22 protein-coding genes are annotated in these 21,208 nt (G+C 45.2%); 14 read left to right on the top strand and 8 right to left on the bottom strand.

Annotated features, from left to right (window positions below; all coding sequences use genetic code 11):
* Nucleotides 1-52: 52 nt before the first annotated feature.
* The 3 genes from mdh to tilS form a co-directional block, all read right to left on the bottom strand.
* Nucleotides 53-973 (bottom strand): malate dehydrogenase, encoded by a 921-nt coding sequence (gene mdh / locus C7460_RS20045; RefSeq protein WP_115869926.1) that lies wholly within the window; start codon nt 971-973, stop codon nt 53-55.
* An 82-nt stretch (nt 974-1,055) separates the two neighbouring features.
* Nucleotides 1,056-1,583: a cyclic nucleotide-binding domain-containing protein gene (locus C7460_RS20040; RefSeq protein WP_115869925.1), complete on the bottom strand. Its 528-nt coding sequence runs from the start codon at nt 1,581-1,583 to the stop codon at nt 1,056-1,058.
* Nucleotides 1,576-2,898: a tRNA lysidine(34) synthetase TilS gene (tilS, locus tag C7460_RS20035; protein WP_115869924.1), complete on the bottom strand. Its 1,323-nt coding sequence runs from the start codon at nt 2,896-2,898 to the stop codon at nt 1,576-1,578. The genes C7460_RS20040 and tilS overlap by 8 nt, the downstream gene beginning before the upstream one ends.
* 45 nt (nt 2,899-2,943) lie before the next feature.
* On the opposite strand from tilS, the gene C7460_RS20030 reads away from it, so the two are divergent.
* From C7460_RS20030 to ispE, 11 genes are all read left to right on the top strand, one after another.
* A complete protein-coding gene (locus C7460_RS20030) occupies nt 2,944-4,674 on the top strand; it encodes an OstA-like protein (RefSeq protein WP_115869923.1) in 1,731 nt (576 codons plus the stop codon).
* 51 nt (nt 4,675-4,725) lie between these two features.
* The gene (locus tag C7460_RS20025; RefSeq protein WP_245986494.1) at nt 4,726-5,547 is read left to right on the top strand and encodes an outer membrane protein assembly factor BamD; all 822 of its coding nucleotides are present in this window, start codon (nt 4,726-4,728) and stop codon (nt 5,545-5,547) included.
* A gap of 6 nt (nt 5,548-5,553) precedes the next feature.
* The gene (locus C7460_RS20020; RefSeq protein WP_115869921.1) at nt 5,554-5,865 is read left to right on the top strand and encodes a DNA-directed RNA polymerase subunit omega; all 312 of its coding nucleotides are present in this window, start codon (nt 5,554-5,556) and stop codon (nt 5,863-5,865) included.
* A gap of 11 nt (nt 5,866-5,876) precedes the next feature.
* Nucleotides 5,877-7,076, top strand: coding sequence for a bifunctional phosphopantothenoylcysteine decarboxylase/phosphopantothenate--cysteine ligase CoaBC (gene coaBC / locus C7460_RS20015; RefSeq protein WP_115869920.1), 1,200 nt, complete (start codon nt 5,877-5,879; stop codon nt 7,074-7,076).
* Nucleotides 7,069-7,968 (top strand): type IX secretion system protein PorD, encoded by a 900-nt coding sequence (porD, locus tag C7460_RS20010; RefSeq protein ID WP_115869919.1) that lies wholly within the window; start codon nt 7,069-7,071, stop codon nt 7,966-7,968. Before coaBC ends, porD begins: the two co-directional genes overlap by 8 nt.
* A gap of 2 nt (nt 7,969-7,970) precedes the next feature.
* Nucleotides 7,971-8,189: a hypothetical protein gene (locus C7460_RS20005; RefSeq protein ID WP_115869918.1), complete on the top strand. Its 219-nt coding sequence runs from the start codon at nt 7,971-7,973 to the stop codon at nt 8,187-8,189.
* A 3-nt stretch (nt 8,190-8,192) separates the two neighbouring features.
* Complete coding sequence (gene recN / locus C7460_RS20000) at nt 8,193-9,848, top strand: DNA repair protein RecN (RefSeq protein WP_115869917.1); 1,656 nt, start codon at nt 8,193-8,195, stop codon at nt 9,846-9,848.
* Nucleotides 9,849-9,958: 110 nt separating this feature from the next.
* Complete coding sequence (locus tag C7460_RS19995) at nt 9,959-11,665, top strand: GMC oxidoreductase (RefSeq protein WP_115869916.1); 1,707 nt, start codon at nt 9,959-9,961, stop codon at nt 11,663-11,665.
* 9 nt (nt 11,666-11,674) lie between these two features.
* The gene (locus C7460_RS19990; RefSeq protein WP_115869915.1) at nt 11,675-12,295 is read left to right on the top strand and encodes a gluconate 2-dehydrogenase subunit 3 family protein; all 621 of its coding nucleotides are present in this window, start codon (nt 11,675-11,677) and stop codon (nt 12,293-12,295) included.
* Nucleotides 12,296-12,376: 81 nt separating this feature from the next.
* Complete coding sequence (locus C7460_RS19985; RefSeq protein WP_115869914.1) at nt 12,377-13,189, top strand: enoyl-ACP reductase FabI; 813 nt, start codon at nt 12,377-12,379, stop codon at nt 13,187-13,189.
* Between the two features lie 43 nt (nt 13,190-13,232).
* Nucleotides 13,233-14,021: a 4-(cytidine 5'-diphospho)-2-C-methyl-D-erythritol kinase gene (ispE, locus tag C7460_RS19980; protein ID WP_115869913.1), complete on the top strand. Its 789-nt coding sequence runs from the start codon at nt 13,233-13,235 to the stop codon at nt 14,019-14,021.
* On the opposite strand, the gene C7460_RS19975 is transcribed toward ispE, so the two are convergent.
* The 5 genes from C7460_RS19975 to tgt all read right to left on the bottom strand — a co-directional run bounded on the left by C7460_RS19975 (nt 14,012) and on the right by tgt (nt 18,796).
* Nucleotides 14,012-15,259, bottom strand: coding sequence for a sterol desaturase family protein (locus C7460_RS19975; protein WP_115869912.1), 1,248 nt, complete (start codon nt 15,257-15,259; stop codon nt 14,012-14,014). The two genes, ispE and C7460_RS19975, sit on opposite strands and share 10 nt — an antisense overlap.
* Before the next feature lie 64 nt (nt 15,260-15,323).
* The gene (locus C7460_RS19970; RefSeq protein ID WP_115869911.1) at nt 15,324-15,644 is read right to left on the bottom strand and encodes a heavy metal-binding domain-containing protein; all 321 of its coding nucleotides are present in this window, start codon (nt 15,642-15,644) and stop codon (nt 15,324-15,326) included.
* Nucleotides 15,645-15,675: 31 nt separating this feature from the next.
* Nucleotides 15,676-16,590 carry a DMT family transporter gene (locus C7460_RS19965; protein ID WP_115869910.1) on the bottom strand — a complete coding sequence of 305 codons (915 nt, stop codon included), beginning with the start codon at nt 16,588-16,590 and terminating at the stop codon, nt 15,676-15,678.
* Nucleotides 16,587-17,669 carry an LptF/LptG family permease gene (locus C7460_RS19960; RefSeq protein ID WP_115869909.1) on the bottom strand — a complete coding sequence of 361 codons (1,083 nt, stop codon included), beginning with the start codon at nt 17,667-17,669 and terminating at the stop codon, nt 16,587-16,589. The genes C7460_RS19965 and C7460_RS19960 overlap by 4 nt, the downstream gene beginning before the upstream one ends.
* The gene (tgt, locus tag C7460_RS19955) at nt 17,666-18,796 is read right to left on the bottom strand and encodes a tRNA guanosine(34) transglycosylase Tgt (protein WP_115869908.1); all 1,131 of its coding nucleotides are present in this window, start codon (nt 18,794-18,796) and stop codon (nt 17,666-17,668) included. Before tgt ends, C7460_RS19960 begins: the two co-directional genes overlap by 4 nt.
* A gap of 66 nt (nt 18,797-18,862) precedes the next feature.
* On the opposite strand from tgt, the gene C7460_RS19950 reads away from it, so the two are divergent.
* Genes C7460_RS19950 through rsmG form a run of 3 tightly spaced genes read left to right on the top strand, consistent with a single transcriptional unit; the run spans nt 18,863 to nt 21,194 of the window.
* Complete coding sequence (locus C7460_RS19950; protein ID WP_115869907.1) at nt 18,863-19,963, top strand: glycosyltransferase; 1,101 nt, start codon at nt 18,863-18,865, stop codon at nt 19,961-19,963.
* Nucleotides 19,954-20,562: an RNA polymerase sigma factor gene (locus tag C7460_RS19945; protein WP_115869906.1), complete on the top strand. Its 609-nt coding sequence runs from the start codon at nt 19,954-19,956 to the stop codon at nt 20,560-20,562. The genes C7460_RS19950 and C7460_RS19945 overlap by 10 nt, the downstream gene beginning before the upstream one ends.
* Complete coding sequence (rsmG, locus tag C7460_RS19940; protein WP_115869905.1) at nt 20,562-21,194, top strand: 16S rRNA (guanine(527)-N(7))-methyltransferase RsmG; 633 nt, start codon at nt 20,562-20,564, stop codon at nt 21,192-21,194. The genes C7460_RS19945 and rsmG overlap by 1 nt, the downstream gene beginning before the upstream one ends.
* Nucleotides 21,195-21,208: the final 14 nt, after the last annotated feature.

Raw genomic sequence — 21,208 nt, 5'->3', positions numbered from 1 at the left:
CAAAAGCCGGCAGAGCCGGCTTTTGAATTTATCTTATATTTTTGATTGCTGCTTAAAGCAACCCATTGGTTTTACGCACTGCAGCGGCACTCTCTTCCAACTTAGCTTTTTCAGCATCGTCCAGTTCTATTTCTACAATCTGCTCAATACCATTTTTGCCAATGATAGCAGGTACTCCAATAGAAATATCGCTCAAGCCATATTCTCCCTCTAGCAGGCAAGAACAAGGGAACATTTTCTTGGTATCACAAGCAATAGCCTGAACCATAGCTGATACTGCAGCACCAGGAGCATACCATGCTGAAGTGCCCAGAAGCTTAGTGAGTGTAGCACCACCTACTTTTGTTTCGTCACGCACATAGTCCAGTTTTTCCTGACTCAAAAACTTAGAAACAGGCACACTATTTCGTGTAGCTAGTCGGGTAAGTGGAATCATTCCAGTATCACTATGTCCACCGATCACCATACCGTCTACATCAGATGCAGGGCACTCTAGTGCCTCAGCCAGTCGGTACTTGAAACGAGCAGAGTCAAGCGCACCACCCATACCGATGATACGGTTTTTGGGAAGACCAGTAGCCTGGTGAGCCAGGTACGTCATGGTATCCATAGGATTAGAAACCACGATAATGATTACATTAGGAGAATGCTTGATCAAATTCTCAGCCACAGACTTTACAATACCTGCATTGGTAGAGATCAGCTCCTCACGCGTCATACCCGGTTTTCTTGGGATACCAGAAGTAATCACCGCAATGTCACTGTCAGCAGTTTTTGTGTAATCGTTGGTAGTACCAGTTATCTTGGTATCAAAACCATTCAATGAAGCTGTTTGCATCAAATCCATAGCCTTACCTTCCGCAAAACCTTCTTTGATGTCAATCAACACAACTTCTGAAGCAAAATCTTTAATCGCAATGTATTCAGCACAGCTAGCACCTACTGCGCCTGCGCCTACCACGGTTACTTTCATGTCTATATAAAGTTTATGAGATGAGAAATTAATGACGCGCCAAAACTACTACCCAAACGGCGAATTGCAAAGGATTGCACGCTCAAAGCTTGAGGTCACTGTAGACAGTACCCAGATCAAAAAAGCCTAACGATGACTTGTAGGTCTGAAACAGGTTACTCATATATTCATTGTACATCTCTCCAAAAGCTGTCATCAACTTGGCTCGGATGCTGGCATGGTCATTCATCACCTCTGTAAGATTGGCTTTGGGGAGTACATAAAGCTCGCACTCATCCGTAATCACGATGGCCGTATAAATCCGCTTGGTGCGCTCCAGCAAGGCATTGTCACCAAACAGCTTCCCCGAACGCATGGTCATCAGCTTTTCAAACCCTTCGCCTATGTCCAGATTCAATGAAACGATTCCAGACTTGATGATATAGACCGCTTGACTAGGATCGCCTGTAAAAAACACCACTTCATTACCTTTATACTTTCTGAGGTACAGGTAAGGCGTAAACTGTGAGAGCTCCTCATCAGTCAGGTTTTCAAAGAGCCGGTTTTTTCTCAGAAAAGAAAAAAACTTCTGCTCTTCCGGTGAATATTTCTTTCTAAAAATCTTAAGCATCGGGGGTCACTTCTATTCTGAGCATTGTCCTTGTTTGTGAGGTAACCTTAAACCGGTCATCCGTTCGGTGACCTACTATCCACATGATTTCTCCAGCGCTTTTCATGGTCAACACCTCACGTTTCAATGTTACGGGAATTTTGGTATCAATCATAAAATCGCTGACCTTTTTTTTGCCCTTCATGCCCAGCGGCCGAAAGGAGTCTCCGGTTGCCCATGGGCTCACTTCCAATGGAAAACTCACCTTGTGTAAATCAAAATAACCTACCTGTGGTGGAATGTGAATGGGGAGGTCATTGCCGCTTTCGGTCGAAACCTTAAAACTTACCTTTCCACATTTATAAATCCCGGTACTGTCTGCTATCATGGTTTTTTGAAGGTCCTGATCGCCTTTTTTACTGATGAGCAGAACCTGTCGATCCAGGTTGATTACATGCGTAGCACTCATAAACATCTTTCCACTGTGGTTGGCTATAATACTCCTTTTAAGGTCAGTAATATCAGTATACGAGAAACCATACACACGCAACAACTCTGATAGCCTCACTCCTGATGCCGCATCATTGCGAACCCAGGAAACATCCAGCTTGTGTTGATTGCCGTCCATTTCGATGGGAAAACGGTCTGCGTCTCCCTTCACAATTTCAGCACATCCAACCAGACGCTCCCACGTTTGGCCAAAGGTCTGTTCTAGCGATGGGTTTATTTGCTTCAACAGAGGCACTACCTCATTGCGAATCAAATTTCTTTGGTAGTCATTTTTTTGGTTACTCTTATCTTCTCGCCACGACAATCCTTCCTTTTTTGCGTATGCATAGACCTCTTGTTTGGTAGCAAAAAGAAGGGGACGAATGACATGACCTTTCACTGGAGCAATTCCTACCAACCCGCGAATTCCTGTGCCTTTGGTCAAATTCAAAAGCACTGTTTCCAGGTTATCGTTAGCATTATGAGCTGTGGCTACCACGTTATAGCCACATTCATGCTGTAGTTTTTCAAAAAAACTATAGCGTATATCTCTAGCGATCATCTGAGTAGAATCTCCCCTAAGAAAGGCCTCTGGTTCCACCTGGTGTATGTGACACGATATGTTGTGATCCGCACACCAGCTGCTCACCAACGCTTCGTCTCCATGGGAGTCCTCCCCCCTCAAACCATAATTGACATGCGCAACACCAAACGCTATATCCTGCTGAAGAAACAAATGAGCCATCACCATAGAGTCCGCACCTCCACTTACAGCCAGTAATATTTTCTGGTCTTCTATTGGCATCTGATGTGCTTTAATAAATGTTAAAAATGCCTCGTACATCATCTTCGTAGGTTTCCAATCGTTTAGAGTTATTAGCTTTGCACGCTCATGCTCAAGATACTGCAATATTATACATTCCTGATCGTCCTTTTTCTACTGACACCAGATGCCTGGGGTCAGTCCAACGAACGCATCAAATACAAAGCCGACGAACTGGAATATGGTAGAAAAAATGGCGAAAACTATCGTAAGCTTACTGGCAATGTAATCTTTACGCAGAAGAGCACCACGGTATACTGCGACACCTCCTACTTTTACCGCAAGCGCAACGTAATGGAAGCGTCAGGCAATGTGCGCATTGTTGATGATTCCATAGTGATCACCTCAAAAAAGCTCAACTACGAAGGAGATCAGCGCATGGCCAAACTTCGTGAGGATGTAGTGTATCGTGAAGGAGAGCGAGAGCTCTACACTGATTTTTTAGATTACGACCTAGATGCTGAGATTGCCCACTATTTCAACTCAGGAAAACTCATCGATACCACCAACGTACTCACCAGTGAAGTGGGATACTATTTTTCCTTAGACGATTATGCGCAGTTTTACACTGATGTGGTCTTAACTGCACCCGATTTCACCCTCTATACGGATACCCTTCGGTACAATACGATCACCAAAGTGGCCTACACCTTTGGGCCTACCAAAATCACTACCGAAGACGGCACCACCCTGCATGCTCAAGGCGGTGAGTTTCGCACGGTCGTAGACGAATCGGAGTTTATTGAAGGTAACGTAGAAACAGAAGATTATTACCTCGAAGGAGATGAGCTGTTTTTCGATGAAGCCGAAAAATACTACAAAGCCATCTCTAATGTGGTGCTACGCGCCAAAGACGAAGATGTGATCATCACCGGAGATGAAGGCTACTATGATCGACGCAATGGGATAAGCAAGGTGTATGGTAACCCTTTGATGAAAAGAATCCTGGAAGCAGACACATTTTACCTGGCTGCAGATACCCTGGTGGCTATCGAAAGCAAATATGACTCAGCCAAACGCATACTGGCTTATCACGACATTAAAGTCTACAAAGAAGGACTTCAGGGCATTGCGGACAGCATGGCATATTTCAACCAGGACTCCATCATCTACTTTTATAAGGACCCGGTAATGTGGAACAACAGCAACCAAATCACTGGGGACACCATTTCACTGGAAGTAAGTGAAGACGAAATTAAGCGAATGAATTTGCGTACAAATTCGTTCCTAATCTCTGAAGACTCCATAGGCAACTACAACCAGATAAAAGGGCGCAACATGCTGGCGTTTTTTGAAGACAATCAAATCGACAAAATAGACGTAAATGGCAATGGTGAAATCCTCTATTTTGCACTGGAAGAAGGGGATTCGCTCCTGATGGGCATGAATAAAATTTTCTGTGCGACCATGCAGATTCGGTTTCAGGACCAGAAACTGTCCAGTTTCTCAGTGTATACCGAACCAGAGGCTCAGTTTATTCCTCCACATGAGCTTACACCTGAGGTACAGCGTCTGGACAACTTTAGCTGGCGGTCTTCTGAGCGGCCAACACTCTACGATGTAGCGCCGTATTTAGACCCTGACTATGACCCAAAAACAGCGGCCATTCTAAAAGCCAAAGGCGCACTGGAGGATTTGACAGAAGAGGAAGACGAACCGAAAGTAGCTCCACCTAATCCAGCAAAAAGCTTGACACCAAACAAGGGAATGAGGCCTCCAGGAGCACCCGGGCTCAATACTAACAACCCAAACAGAGCAATAAATCGACCGTCAAGAGGTTTGAAACCTGATGATGAGTAGCTTTTTTAATTAGAAAATGGAATGCACTAAGTTTGCGACCAATTTATGCACATGACGATTACATTTAGAAACATCCTTCTCTTAACCATAGCATTCGCAAGCGTTGCTTGTTCAGAGTTTCGCAAAATACAGAAGAGTGGTGACTGGAAAGTGAAATACAATGCAGCCCTGGAATACTATGATGAGGGTGATTATTACAAAGCGGGCGTTTTGCTAGAAGAAATACTGCCTATAATCAGGGGTACTGAAGAAGCAGAATTAGCAAACTTTCGTCACGCCTATGCGTATTTTCATCAGAAACAATACATCCTTAGCTCCCACTACTTCAAGCTGTTTACAGAAGTATATGGCCGCAGTGAATATGTAGAAGAAGCTCAATACATGTATGCTTTTTCACTATATAAGCAGTCTCCGCAATCCAGTCTGGACCAGACAAGTACTTATGAGGCGATAGCTGCCATGCAAAACTTTTTGAACAGGTACCCTTTTTCAGAATATGCTGAAAAAGCCGATGATCTGATAGACGAAATGCAGGTAAAGCTGGAACGCAAAGCATATGACAATGCGAAACTCTATTATCAGCTAAGACGTTATAAAGCCGCACTAATCGCTTTTGACAACTTTCAATACGACTATCCAGATTCGAAGTTTAATGAAGAAATTGCCTTTTTGGCAATAGAAACAGCTTTTGATTTGGCTGAAGTAAGTATCAGAACCAAACAAGAGGAGCGCTACCAAAACACGGTAGACCTCTACCAAAAATTTGTAGATAAATATCCGGATAGCAAGTACCTGAAAAGAGCTGAGAAATTTTATGCGGATAGCATCGAACAATTAACTACCTTTGCAGATCAAAATAACAAGAATCAATAATAGGACATGGCAACAAACGCATCTTTAATAACCCGAGACAATGAGCACATCGCGGCTCCTAGTGGTAATATCTACGAATCTATCGTAGTTATCGGTAAGAGAGCGAGACAGATTGCTGCACAGCAAAAAGAAGAACTTAACTCTAAGCTTGCTGAGTTTGCTTCTTCTGTAGATAACCTGGAAGAAATCTTCGAAAACAGAGAGCAAATTGAAATCTCTAAATTTTATGAGCGCATGCCAAAGCCATCTACTGTAGCTGTAGAAGAGTTTTTGGAAGGCAAGGTTTCGTTTAGACACGCAGATTCGGACGAAGCTTAATCCCCCCAGCAATGCTGGAAGGAAAAAAAGTATTGATAGCGGTTTGTGGCAGCATAGCAGCCTACAAAACCGCTTTTTTTGTGCGCTTACTTGTCAAGTCTGGTGCTGAAGTACAGGTGATTATGACGAAAAGTGCCAAGGACTTCATTACACCACTTACCCTCGCCACATTATCTAAACGCCCCGTACTCACTTCGTTTTACAAAAACGAAAATGGCGAATGGTACAACCATGTAGAGCTTGGCCTTTGGGCTGACCTCATCGTCATTGCTCCCATGAGTGCTAACACGCTCGGCAAGCTGGCAAATGGCTTGTGTGACAACCTTCTTTCAGCGGTTTATTTATCTGCTCGCTGCCCGGTGATGGTCTGCCCGGCCATGGATCTGGACATGTATCAGCACCCTACCACACAGCACAATCTCAGCAAACTGACTTCCTACGGGAATATCGTAATAGAGGCAGAAGATGGCGAGCTAGCCAGTGGCCTCAGTGGCCAGGGACGCATGGCTGAGCCCGAGCACATCATGGAGCGCATCACTTCATTCTTTGGGACAGCCGAATCTTTTAAAGGTAAGAAAGTAGTTATAACCTCTGGCCCTACACATGAACCTATCGATCCTGTCCGGTTTATTGGTAACCACTCTACAGGAAAAATGGGAACAGCTATAGCACTGGAGCTCGCCTCGCGAGGCGCACAAGTACAGCTAGTATCTGGCCCTACCCTTACCTACCCCAAACACCGAAATATACAAGTGACACGGGTGACCTCCGCACAGGAAATGTACGAAGCAGCCAAAAGCTACTTTGTTTCGAGCGATATAGCCATTTTCACTGCGGCTGTAGCAGACTACCGACCAGGAGAAGTGGCGGACTCCAAAATCAAAAAAACCGAGCAAAATCTACAAATCACCCTTGTGCCCAACCCAGATATAGCCAAAGAACTGGGAGCAATCAAGGACAAACAATTTACCGTTGGATTTGCGCTGGAGACCGACAATGAGGAAACCAATGCGCTGGGAAAACTGAAACGTAAGAATCTGGACATGATTGTTCTTAACTCACTCAATCATGACGGTGCCGGTTTTGCTCATGACACCAATAAAGTTTCTATTTTTGATAAGCATAATAATGTGCACCATTTTGAGTTGAAAACTAAGACTGAGGTTGCCAAAGATTTGGTAGACCTCTTGCAACAAGCACTCAATGAATAGACTTTTTTGTATCATAGCCCTAATCGCTACTCTGTCCGCAGTAGGTCAGGAACTCAACTGCCGGGTAGTCATCAATGCTCAGCAGGTTCAGACCACAGAACGCAAAATATTCGATGACATGGAAATTGCCTTTGCGCAATTTCTCAACAACCGTAAATGGACGGAAGATGAATTTCTACAGGAAGAACGCATCAACTGCAACATTATCCTGACCATGGACCCAAACGAATCCAACCCGAGTTCGGGAAAGTGGGGAGCTTCCGTACAAATACTTTCTTCCAGACCGGTGTATAACTCCGACTATGAGACTGTAGTGCTCAATTTTGCCGACAGAGACTGGCAGTTTGATTACGTACAGTCCCAGCCCTTACAGTTCAATGAAAACGCTTTTACCAACAACATCACCTCACTACTCGCCTACTATGCGTACATCATCATTGGTTTGGATTATGATACTTTTTCTGAGTTAGGCGGTACCCGGTACTTCCAGATTGCCAATCAAATAGTGGCAAACGCACAAAACTCCAACTACCCCGGTTGGTCCCAATTCAACAGCGTTCGTAACAGGTATTGGCTCAACGAAAACCTATTGGGCAGCAACTTCGAACCCATCCGTCAGGCACTCTATACGTACCACATTCAGGGACTAGACATCTTTCAGGAAGAGCCCGAAACGGCGCGTAACAACATCCTAAACAGCCTCAAAGGCGTGGAAACAGCAAACAGATCACGTCCCCGGTCCATCCTTACCATTAGCTTTTTGGATGCAAAGGCCGAAGAACTCGCCCAGATTTTCAAAGAAGGCACCCCAACGCAGAAAAAGCAGTCCTTTGAAATACTAAGCAAACTAGACCCCAGCAAGACCGATACCTTCGAAAAAATCATGGAATAGCAATGGCAAAGAAACAAGTACGACTTGCTACCAATCAGCTCGAACAATTCATTGGATCGGGCAAAAAACTAAACTTCATTCAATCAAATGGAGCTGTATTCCTTGCGGAAGTTTTGGAAGTGCAAAGCAGCGAGGTGAAAGTAAAAAATACTAAAGGTCATATACTACATTTGCCTTTGGCTCAGCTAGAGGAAATCTGGGCGGAAGAAAAGGCAAGCTAATCCATGATCCGATCGCTTTCGATAAAGAACTACGCACTCATCCAGGCGCTGGAGATGACCCCATCTCCCAATCTCAACATCATCACCGGTGAAACCGGCGCAGGAAAGTCTATTATGCTAGGTGCCGTAGGCTTACTTTTGGGTAATCGTGCAGATACCAAAGCGTTGTTTTCTGATGACGAAAAGTGTATCATCGAAGGAGTGTTTGATATTGGCGGTTATCAGCTTCAGTCGTTATTTGACGAAGCTGATCTGGATTTTGATCAAGAATGCATTATCCGCAGAGAGATTAGCCCTAGCGGCAAGTCCAGAGCCTTTGTAAATGACACTCCCGTCACGCTGGATATTCTAAAAAAGCTGGGAGTTCACCTCATGGATATACACTCTCAGCATGAGACACTGCACCTTGGCAGCAACCTATATCAATTAGAAATCCTGGATATTTTCTCAGGCCACCAAAACCTTCTGGCGGATTATAAAAAGGCATATCGCACATACAAACAAGCTGAAAAGCATTTTCAAGAGCTTACTCAAAAAGCATCCAACAGCGCTCAGGATGCTGACTATAAGCAATTTTTGTTTGATGAATTACAGTCTGCTGATTTGGAGGCCGATGAGCAAAGTCAGCTAGAAGACGAACTCAAACTGCTGGAGCACGCAGAAGAAATCAAAGTGAATCTGGGCCAGCTAACCCAGGCCCTCGATGAGTCGGAGTATTCGGTGATCAACCAACTCAAAGAATCCCTCCCCCTGCTCAGCGCGATAAAAGGATTTTCCGAAAACCTCGAAAGTTTACATCTCCGATTGGATAGTGCCCTCATCGAAATAGAAGATGTAGCTCGTGAAATAACTATGGAACAAGATCGGGTGGAGCTGGATCCTGAGCGCCTGCAACTCATCAAAGATCGATTGGACCTGTTATTTCGCCTTCAGCAAAAGCATCAGGCAGCTGACACCTCAGATCTGATCAGTCTGCGAGACCGGCTGGGTCAGGAACTCGCCCAGGTGCTCAACATCGATGAAGAAATAGCAAAAGCCGAAACTCAACTGAGCGAAGCAGAAAAAAACGCCCGGGCACTTGCACAGAAACTGAGCACCAGCAGAAAAAAGCATGCCGACAGTTTTGCAAACGCCATCAAATCATTGATTAAAAAACTAGGCATTGAAAACGGTGAAATCAACATCACTATTTCCCCTGCCGACTTAGCCCCTACTGGCGGCGATCTGGTAGAATTTCTATTTTCGGCTAACAAAGGGGTGGCACCTCGTGAAATCAAACATGTAGCTTCAGGTGGTGAGTTCTCCAGACTTATTTTTGCCATCAAATACCTCCTGGCCGACAAAACCGCAATGCCTACCATCATTTTTGATGAGATAGACACGGGCGTATCTGGCGAAATCGCTTTACAGATGGTAAACATGATGAAGCAAATGGCTGCCAACCATCAGGTAATATCCATCAGTCACCTGCCGCAATTTGCCGCTGGTGGTGATGCCCACTATTTTGTCTACAAAGACCACTCTTCAGACAAGTCCGTGAGCCGCATCAAAAAACTCCACAACGACGAACGCGTGATGGCCATTGCTCAAATGATCGGTGGTGAAAAACCTGGAGAAAGTGCCCTACAAAGTGCCAGGGAGCTTCTAGGCACCACGTGAGAATTACCCATGTGAGCATTCGCACCGGTGCAAAGTGACATATCACACCCTGGAAAATGAACACATCTACCTATCTTGTGGCCTGATGTTCAACCCATTTTTTAGATTTTATGTCATATATCATCACAGGCAAAGCCAAGGCTGGCAACACCTATGACGCCATAGTTATTGGCTCAGGGATTTCCGGAGGCTGGGCGGCTAAAGAATTTTGCGAGAAAGGACTCAAAACTCTCGTACTCGAACGCGGACGAAATGTGGAACACGTAAAGGACTACCCTACAGCTATGAAAGAGCAGTGGGAGTTTCCCCACCGAATGGAAATACCTCCACAGATCCGTAACCAAAACCCCATTCTTGACAAGTGCTATGCCTGGAACGAATCCACAGATCATTTTTTCGTCAAAGATGAAGAGCACCCCTATATCCAAAAGAAACCATTTCACTGGATTAAGGGCTATCAGGTAGGTGGAAAATCACTGATGTGGGCCCGTATGACCCAGCGTTGGTCAGACCTGGACTTTGAGGCCAATGCCAAGGACGGATATGGCGTAGATTGGCCCATCCGGTACAAAGACATTGCTCCATGGTATAGTTATGTGGAGAAATTCGTAGGTGTGACAGGGAACAAAGATGGCATCCCTCACCTTCCAGACGGAGAATTTCTACCACCGTTTGAGATGAATTGCCTGGAGAAACACGTAAAAGCCACCATAGAGGAGCGTTTTGAAGAACGACACCTGATCATCGGGCGCCGTGCCAACCACACCGAACGCGTAGGCAACAGAGGCCCTTGTATGAAGCGTGACAGATGCTACCGTGGATGTCCACTTGGGGGGTATTTCAGCTCCAACTCCGCCACGATTCCAGCAGCAATAGCTACTGGAAACCTGACCCTCAGACCTGATAGCGTGGTGCACTCTATTATCTATGATGAAGAGTCGGGCAAAGCCACCGGAGTACGCGTCATCGACACGCATACCAAAGAAATGATGGAGTACTACAGCAAAGTGGTATTTGTCAATGCAAGCACTATCAACTCCACATTGATTTTAATGAACTCTACTTCCAGCCGCTTCCCTAATGGACTGGGCAACGATAGCGGGCAGCTTGGCAAAAACCTGATGGACCACAACTATGAAGGAGCAGTAAGCGGCCAACACGATGGCTTCAAGGATGGCTATTACGATGGAAAACGCCCGGTTGCCACCTACATCCCTCGCTTCCGTAATGTCGGTAACGACAAACGCACCGATTATGTAAGAGGGTTCTCATTCTCTTTTGAAGCTTTGCGTAGCCCGGGCAATATGGAGGGAATCGATGCTCCGTTTGGAGCTGACTTCAAAAACGGGCTGTTCCGCCTCGGCTCCTGGCATGGAGGCATGGGTGGAATGGGAGAAATGCTGCCGTATGAGGAAAATCAAATGACCCTCAGCAAAGAAGAAACCGACCAGTGGGGAATGCCATTGGTAGAGTTTAATTGTGACTTCAAGGACAATGAGTACAAAATGCTGGATGATATCGTAAACTCTGGCGCTGAAATGCTCGAAGCTGCCGGGTTTAAAAACATCAAAACACGCATTCGTAAAAAAGGTATTGGCCTGGGTATTCACGAGATGGGTACAGCCCGGATGGGTAGAGACCCAAAAACCTCCGTATTGAATGGTAATAATCAGCTCCATGCGGTGAAAAACGTGTTTGTAACTGATGGGTCGTGTATGACCTCTGGCGCTTGCCAAAACCCATCGATTACCTATATGGCGCTTACTGCCCGAGCGGTAGATTTTGCTGTTTCAGAACTCAAGAAAAGAAACCTTTAATCCGAACCCATGAAAAGAAGAGAAGCATTACAATCGCTCGGAGTACTGTTTGGAGGTACCATTGTGGGCGCACAGGCATTTTTATCCGGTTGTTCCACAGAGGCTCCGCCGGTTTCCGGTATCCTAAACGACCGAAAGATCAAATTACTAAATGACCTTGGAGAAACCTTGCTGCCTACCACGGCTGATTCTCCAGGGGCAAGGCAGGTAGATGTAGGGAATTTTATCAACGACATTGTGAGCGCATTTTACACCCCAGAGGAACAACAGATATTTCTGGATGGCTTAAAAGCGGTAACGGATCTGTGTGACAAGCAGTTCAGCAAAACCTATGACCAGCTGTCGCCTGAAGAACAAACAAATCTATGCCTGCAGCTAGAAGCAGCGGCAAAGGCGCATCGAGCGGCAGTAGATAGGGGTGAAAAATCAGGAGAGCACTATTATGTGATGATCAAGCAACTCACTATCTGGGGATATCTCTCCTCTGAAGAGGTTGCCAAAACTGCCTTTAAGCACATGCCTGTACCCGGAAAGTATGAAGGGTGCATTGACTATACTCCCGGTGACAAGGCAATTTTCCAGGAAACAGGAAGAGGTGCTAGCTACTGGTATGCTGTAAAAAGCATCTGATTGTCAATGCCTTTAGATTAAGATTGTTCGTACAGCTAATTTGGTCTATTTTTGGACCCGAAAAAATCAAACCATAATAACATGGCCAATAACTTACTAGCAGGAAAACGAGGAATTATATCAGGGGCGTTAGACGAAAACTCCATCGCATGGCACGTGGCACAGCGAGCGCATGAAGAAGGAGCTACTTTCACCCTGACCAATGCACCTATCGCTATGCGTATGGGCAAGATCAATGAACTTGCTGAAAAAACTGGAAGTGAAATCATCCCTGCAGACGCCACATCTGTGGAAGAACTTGAAAACCTATTTTCAAAATCTCAAGAAGTACTGGGTGGTAAAATAGATTTTGTACTGCACTCTATCGGTATGTCACCAAACATCCGTAAAGGCCGCAGCTACGGCGAGCTGAACTATGACTGGTTCCAAAAATCGCTAGACGTCTCTGCCCTTTCTTTTCACAAGATGATGCACGTGGCTGAAAAGCAGGACGCTTTGAGCGAGTGGGGATCTGTGGTAGGGTTGTCATACATAGCAGCTCAGCGTACCTATCCATTTTACACGGACATGGCTGATGCCAAAGCGGTGCTCGAGTCTATTGCCAGAGGATACGGCTATAGACTTGGTAAGTCTAAAAAGGTACGAGTAAACACTATTTCTCAGTCACCGACTAAAACCACAGCTGGTTCAGGAATCGGTGGGTTTGATTCATTCTTTGATTTTGCAGACAAGATGTCTCCGCTAGGCAATGCCCTCGCTGGTGACTGTGCCAACTACTGCATCTTCTTGTTTTCAGACCTTAGCCGCATGATCACTATGCAGAACCTATACCACGATGGAGGCTACTCCATGACAGGTATCTCTGAGGAGATCATCGAACAAATGGGCAAATAAATAAATCAAAGGGTGTCCACGGACACCCTTTTTCACTTCCTCTATGCTGTCTTTTCCAAACGCCAAAATAAACCTCGGCCTCTACATTCTCAGCAGACGACCTGATGGCTACCACAACATTGAGAGCTGCTTCTACCCCATTCCCTGGAAAGACGTTTTAGAAATTATCCCTGCTGACACTTTTCGATTCACCAGCACCGGACTTGAAATCCCCGGAGATGCCAGCGGCAACCTCTGTGTAAAGGCTTACGAGCTCTTGAACGTTGCATTTAAGCTACCACCCGTGCACATTCACTTGCACAAAGTCATTCCTATGGGCGCAGGACTTGGCGGTGGCTCTGCAGATGGAGCGTTTACCCTAAAAGTACTGAATGAGCTCTTTGAGCTACAGCTTAGCACCACTGACTTACAAGGCTATGCAGCAAAACTGGGAAGTGATTGTCCCTTTTTTATAGAAAACCTGCCTACGATAGCCACCGGAACGGGTACTACTTTCTCCCAAACGGACCTGGACTTATCTGGCTACTGGATAGCACTAAAACACCCTGGCATTCATATCGGTACAAAAGAAGCCTACGCCAATGTGATACCCACAACACCTAAAAACGAGCTCACCAGTGTATTGGCAGAACCGATACACCAATGGAAAGGCGTCTTATTAAATGATTTCGAAGCATCGGTTTGCCCAAACCATCCAGCCATCACATCAGCAAAGGAAGACCTGTATAATGCAGGCGCACTTTATGCATCCATGACGGGATCAGGGTCTACCGTATATGGTCTATTCAAGTCTAAACCAGAGCTCACCGATTACACCTGTTTTCAGCTATAAGCTAGCTGAGGGCTTTCCAACTCTTTCTTTTTCACAAAAAAAGTACAATACAAAATACTACCACCTGCACATAGACCTGCTACTATGGTCAGCCAGCTGGTATAGGCCATCATCCCGGCGAAATCTAAAACAACTACAAGGGCAATAGCCATGTAAACCAACCGCAGCACTTCCACACCTAATGACCAGCGCCGTGCTTGTAGCAATCCTCCCCAGGCAATAATCATTAGAAAAACGCCAATGGAAAGTACCAGGCGATGCACATAAGTCAATGGATTAGACAAGTCTACAGTCACCATCAGATAAGCCATAGCCAGCACGATCTGCACAATCAAATATGGCCGTACACCCTTATACTGCTTGCTTACATACTTCACTTGCTCCTTTCGGGTGTAGCCCAGTTGCTTTTTTTCGTTGGTACGCAAATCTGGAGGCCTCCATCCTAGTGGCATAAACCAAAGCCGTACCTTATCCCACCAACTGCGAGTAGCTACCGCATCATCCCAAAGCTGCTTCCAATACTGAAAATTGATAAAAATAGGGTCCCAGGTCCTGGGCGGATGCGTCACCCCATAGCACACCTCTTCACGCTCTTCTTCGAACGTCCCAAATAGCTTATCCCAAATGATTAAAAACTCGGAGTAGTTTTTATCCAGGTATTGAGGGTTTACACCATGGTGAACCCGATGATGAGAAGGCGTCACAAAAAACTTTTCAAACCAGCCAAGCTTTTTGATTAGCTGAGTGTGGTGCCAATACGCCAGCAGCAAGTGGACGGCAGCCATGGCATAGACCATTTCAGGCGAAAACCCGACCAATACCAAAATCCAATCGAAAAATAGAAATTGAAAAAGGCGCTGAGTAAAACTGGCACGAATTCCAACCGATAAATTGAGCTCTTCAGAGGAATGATGTGGCATATGCGCCGCCCAGAAGATATTGATGGTATGACCTATCCGGTGAAACCAGTAAAAGATAAAGTCCTGGAAAATAAGCAGAATCAGGAGCCAGTACCAGGTGGCCGGGATTTCCCACGGGGCAAACTGATAGAGCCAACCATACCACTTATAAACAAAAAAAGCCACAGCCAGATTGACACATTGATTGCCAATACCTGTGGCGATATTTGTAACGGTATCCTGAAACGGATACATTCCGTTTTTGGTGCGAATGCTGTAGATAATCTCAGCCAGTAGTAGCACCAATACGATGGGGATAATGAAGGCGTAAACGTTCATGGTAAGGGGTGTTTAGAATCTAAACACCACTTACCACAAAACCGTTCTATATGTATTAGATATTTTACGCCAGGCGAACTGCCGTACCACTGGCACTAACCATCAGCATACCAGAGTCTTTGCCTACGGTCTCATAATCAAGATCCACGGCTATCACAGCATTTGCACCCATGGCCTGAGCACGCTCCTGCATCTCTTTCATGGCGATATCTTTTGCGTCTTTCAGCGCACGTTCGTAAGCACCTGAGCGCCCGCCCACCACATCGGTGATGGCAGCAAAAAAGTCTTTAAAAATATTAGCTCCTATGATGGCCTCCCCCGTGACCATGCCATAGTAATCTGTGATCTGTTTTCCTTCTACGTTGTTTGTTGTAGTGATAAGCATTTAAAAATTGGATTAGTGAAAAAATTCTTACTTATCGCAGATTATCTGTTTCCAGCGCTTTGCGTTTCATTGCCTTATTGATCAACGGATAAAGCAATACAGAAGTTAGGATCAATCCTGTGCCGAGGTAAAACCCACTGGTCATTTGCTCTGTTTCCGGAAAGAAAATGAGCGCCATCACTATCCCGTATACAGGCTCCAGGTTTACCGTAAGATTGACAGAAAATGCAGATAGACGCTGCATGAGCTTTACGGAATAGGAATAAGCATATACGGTACAAACCAACCCTAAAATCAGCAAATACCCCCAATCAGCCAAAGTTGGGGACAAGGCCAAACCAGACACCCCTTCCAGCTGCAAATAGATCGGGAAAAACAAAGCAATCGAAAGCGTGGCGCCAATCATCTCATAGAAAGTAATCACAAACGGATCATACCGCTTAGTGAGTTTACCATTGATCACAGTAAACCATGCACTAATAAATGCTGAAATCACTGCCAATACAAGCCCGAGAAAATAGTCAAATTCCACATTGTAGATCACCACAATACCGATGAATGCTATGACGCTCAGGATCACTTCAAAGGCTTTGACCTTCCGGCGATAAGCAATAGGTTCCAAAATACTCGTCCAAAGCGAACAGGTAGCCATACCTGCCAAACAGACCGAGACATTAGCTACGCGGGCAGATAAGAAAAACAAAATCCAATGGGCGGCAATCAGCCCTCCAGTTCCCAGGATTACCAGATAATCTTTTCTTCGATGAAAGGTGAAAGACTTTTTTCGAAAATAAACCAGCACCAAAAGCCCCACTGACGCAATTAACGTGCGAAAAAAGACCATTTCCACCGAGGGTAAATCAATCATCACCCCTAGAATGGCTGTAAATCCCCAAATGAGAACTATGAAATGAAGAAACGCAAAGTCTTTGGTTTCCTGCGTCATCTTGGGACCGTGTTATACAGCAGCAACCCTATACAACTGAAAATGATGTTTGGTATCCAGACTGCAAAAATCGGATTCATGGAGCCTGCTTCGGCTATAGCCCGAGCCAGGATAAAAAAGATAATGAATACAAAGGCTATCAAGAAGCCAAGTGCGATTTGAAACCCTGTGCCCCTTCTGGATTTTTTGGCGGAGACCACCACCCCGATGAAGCAAAGTATAATCACTCCAAAGGGCTGCATATAGCGAATGTATTTCTCTATTTGATACAAGCCTACATCATCCGCTCCCCGGCTTTGCTGCAAGGCGATATAGTCATTCAACTCCGGTAGCGTAAGAGTCTCTTGTAAGCGTTCCTTATTTTGAAAATCTGCCGGCGTGAGATTGAGCATAGTGTCCAGGTCACTAGCCGCACCATCAGAAGTAATGCGCTCATAGTCATCGAAAACTTCTCGCCGCTGCCAGTTTTTCAAACTCCATTTGTTGGTAGCCGTATCCCAATGAATTCGTTTTGCCGTGATTTTATCTTCAAGTCGCTCATCCACTATCCGCTCCAGCGTCACAGTGTAACCTATATCCCGTTGATTGTTGTATCGATCGATGTAGATGTAATCATTTTCACCAATTTTTAGGTGAATGTTGCGATCTGAATAGAAAAACGGTTTTTTCAGGTAGGTCAGCTCAAAATTGATGCGGTATTTATTGGCATCAGGAATCACATAACCCATAAAACTGAAGCTAAAAGCCGCAATGATGGTAGCTGCCACCAGATATGGCAATAGCATACGCCTGAAACTCACCCCTGAGGCTAAAATAGCAACGATTTCTGTCTGAGCAGCCATTTTAGCAGTCACAAATACCGTGGCGATAAAAGCCGTGATCGGCGTAAGCAAAATGGCAAAATAAGGGAATAAGGTCAGGTAATATTTGAAGATTTGAGCTCTACTGACGTCATTCTGCATGAAGTCGTCATTCTTTTCAGTAAAGTCTATCACACAGATAATCAATACCAGCAAAAACACCACAAACACGAACGTGCTCAGGATTTTCTTCAGAATGTAGAGATCAATTTTTTTCACAAGCGAGTGGTTACTTTTTTAACCATTTGGTTTTTCCAGCTAGCAAATGTACCGGCTTTTATTTGTTCGCGTGCCTGCTTTACCAGCCACAGGTAAAACGTAAGATTGTGCACACTACATATCTGCGCTCCCAACATTTCTTTGCTCATGATGAGGTGTCTCAGATACGCTCTGGTATAAAAAGTGGACACATAGCCTCCAATCTCAGGATCAATCGGACTAAAATCCGACTTCCAGCGTTCATTTTTAATATTGATAATTCCTTCACTGGTAAAAAGCATGCCATTGCGAGCGTTCCGTGTTGGCATCACACAATCAAACATATCCACTCCCAACGCAATGCATTCCAGGATGTTTTCCGGTGTGCCTACCCCCATAAGGTAGCGCGGTTTATCCTTCGGTAAGATATCACATACTAGCTCAGTCATGGCATACATATCTTCATGCGGCTCTCCCACCGATAGACCACCGATGGCATTACCCTCCCTTCCCTGCTCAGCGATAAACTCTGCAGACTGCCTGCGCAAATCAGGGTAAGTGCTCCCTTGCACAATAGGGAAAAGTGTCTGACTGTAATCATATACTGGCTCCGTTTGATCAAAATGATCGATACACCTTTTGAGCCAACGATGGGTCATATGCATAGAATCCTCCGCATACTTGCGCTCACATGGATAGGGCGTACACTCATCAAAAGCCATAATGATATCTGCACCAATCACACGCTGAATGTCCATGACCCGCTCCGGTGTGAAATCATGCATGGAGCCATCAATGTGAGATTTAAAGCGCACACCTTTCTCGGTAATTTTACGATTGTCTCCCAGCGAATACACCTGATACCCTCCACTATCGGTAAGTATCGGCCGATCCCAGCCATTGAATTTATGAAGTCCGCCAGCGGCTTGTATCACCTCCAGGCCGGGGCGTAAGTACAAATGATAGGTATTGCCCAGGATGATTTCCGCAGCAATATCTTCCTTAATTTCACGCTGATGTACAGCTTTGACTGTACCCGCTGTGCCCACCGGCATAAAAATTGGCGTTTCGATCTGACCATGATCAGTAGTGACTACACCTGCTCTTGCCTTAGACTTTGGGTCGGTATGTTGTAAGCTAAAATCCATAAATGCGGCAAAAATAGTTGGACCAATCCGAATAACCCCCATCCCCGCCTTCTATCTTTACCACCAATGGTAGTTCATTTCCATGAAATATTGTTTTACGTCCTGATTGGAGCTCATATTTTTCTGCTGGCACCTGTCGTATGGAAGGTAATTACCTACTCCATGCCCTCTCCTTCAGGCATACAACCACGGGTGACCGTGATCGTTTGTGCACACAATGAGGCCCATCACCTACCCCATTTGATACCTGCACTTTTAGCTCAAAAGTATCTGCAGTTAGAAATCATCCTGGTTTTAGATCGGTGTACAGATGCTAGTCAGAAAATCGTGAGTACTTTCAGCGACCCACGCTTACAGACCATTGCCATCGAGGAAGTGCCTCATGGCATTCACCCTAAAAAACATGGCATTTCGCAAGCGATCCATAAAGCCGCTGGTGAATGGGTACTTTTGACAGACGCAGACTGCCTCCCTGCCAGTGACGAATGGGTAAACAGTTTTGCTATCCACATGCACAAGGATGTAGAACTGATTTTGGGGGCAGGAGCATATTACCACAATGGAACTGCAATAGGAGCTCTCACCGGATATGAAACCTTTCAAACCGCAATCCACTATTTCGCTGCAGCTCTTTCTGGCAATGCCTATATGGGTGTGGGGCGTAACATCGCTTATAAAAAGGAAGCTTTTTTAGCCAGCAAAGGCTTTGCGCCACACGAAAATGTACTCGGTGGTGACGATGACCTACTGGTACAAAAGCTCTCAACACCGTCCAATACAGTTGTAAATTTTGGTCATCAAAGCTTAACCTATTCGTATCCAAAACGTACATTGAAAGGATATCTCAAGCAAAAAACAAGACACTTTTCCGTTGGCAAGCACTATCAGCCACAGATCAAGCGAAACCACATGATTCGCATGAGTCTTCATGCACTTGTATGGCTGAGTTGGCTATATTTGATCTGTATTTTTCCGGCGCCAGAGAGAATTATTGTTTTGTTCGGCTTGTTGGTACTGGTAAAAGGACTATTTTTCAAGAAAATCGCCTATAAGACAGGGTTACCATTTCAGCTACGCTGGTTTTTGTTACTGGATTTCTGCTATGCGATTTTATTACCTCTGATAGGTATCAGAGCGAGATTTGAACGAACGACTAGATGGAAGTAAAAAGGCAGTTTTCAGATAAAGCACTCAAAGATTTCAAACTCATAGATCGTGCTACGCTGGAAAATGACGAGTCGGCTTTTGCCGAACTCATGAGCAGGTACAAAAAGCCTGTTTACCATATGATACTAAAAATGGTGCGCAATGTAGATGACGCGGAAGACCTCACCATAGAGGCTTTTGCCAAAGCGTTTAAAAACCTGGCGCGCTTCAAAAAAGACTATACGTTTAGCACCTGGCTTTTTCGCATTGCTACCAACAATGCCATTGATTTTATTCGTAAGAAAAAACTGGAAACCTACAGCCTAAACACCTCATTTACAGATGATAGCGGAGAGTCCGTAAATATCGATGTGGAAGATGGAGACCGTACGCCGGACGAAGAAGCCATCAACACTCAGAAGATTGAGCTTGTGCGCATGTTTGTAACCAAACTGCCTCCCAAATATCAGCGGTTGGTCAAGCTACGCTACTTTGACGAACTATCTTATGAGGAGATAGCCACCGAACTAGGGGCGCCGCTAGGTACTGTAAAAGCACAACTTCACCGAGCGCGAGAGCTGATGTACGAATTAGTAAAAGACAAAAAGAAACACATCTAATGACCCAAAACGCACAGGTCGTTTTCGATCATTTCCCGGAGCTTAATGACACTCAAAAAGACCAAATCGTTCAGCTCGAATCACTCTACAAGGATTGGAATGCCAAAATCAATGTGATCTCCAGAAAGGACATAGAAGAGCTTTACATTCGGCACGTACTCCACAGTCTGGCCATAGCCAAATACTTTTCATTCCCTGCAGGCTCCAAAGTTCTAGACATTGGTACCGGTGGTGGTTTTCCAGGCGTACCGTTGGCCATACTTTTCCCAGAGTGCTCCTTTTACCTGGCAGATAGCATTGGCAAAAAAATAAAAGTGGTGAATGAAGTGGCTTCAGCGCTGGGGCTGGCTAATGTAGAGGCCGAGCATGTGCGTGTGGAGAAGATCAAAAGAAAGTTTGACTATGTAGTATCCAGAGCTGTAGCCCGCACGCAGGTGCTGTACAACTGGACACATCGCCTCATCAAACCCAATGACCACCCTACACTAGCCAGTGGCTACCTGCTCCTAAAAGGTGGCGATCTGGATGAGGAGTTGAAGGAGTTTGGGCGCTCCCACAGCCTTACCAACCTTTCGGAATACTTCAATGAGGAGTTTTTCGAAACCAAAAAGCTTGTGTACATTCCTGTATAAATCATCCCTAAAGC

Source organism: Marinoscillum furvescens DSM 4134, from assembly GCF_003386095.1.
GTDB classification, from domain to species: domain Bacteria; phylum Bacteroidota; class Bacteroidia; order Cytophagales; family Cyclobacteriaceae; genus Marinoscillum; species Marinoscillum furvescens.
The sequence above is the reverse complement of the archived record's forward strand: the minus strand, read 5'-3'. Positions and strand labels throughout refer to the sequence as shown.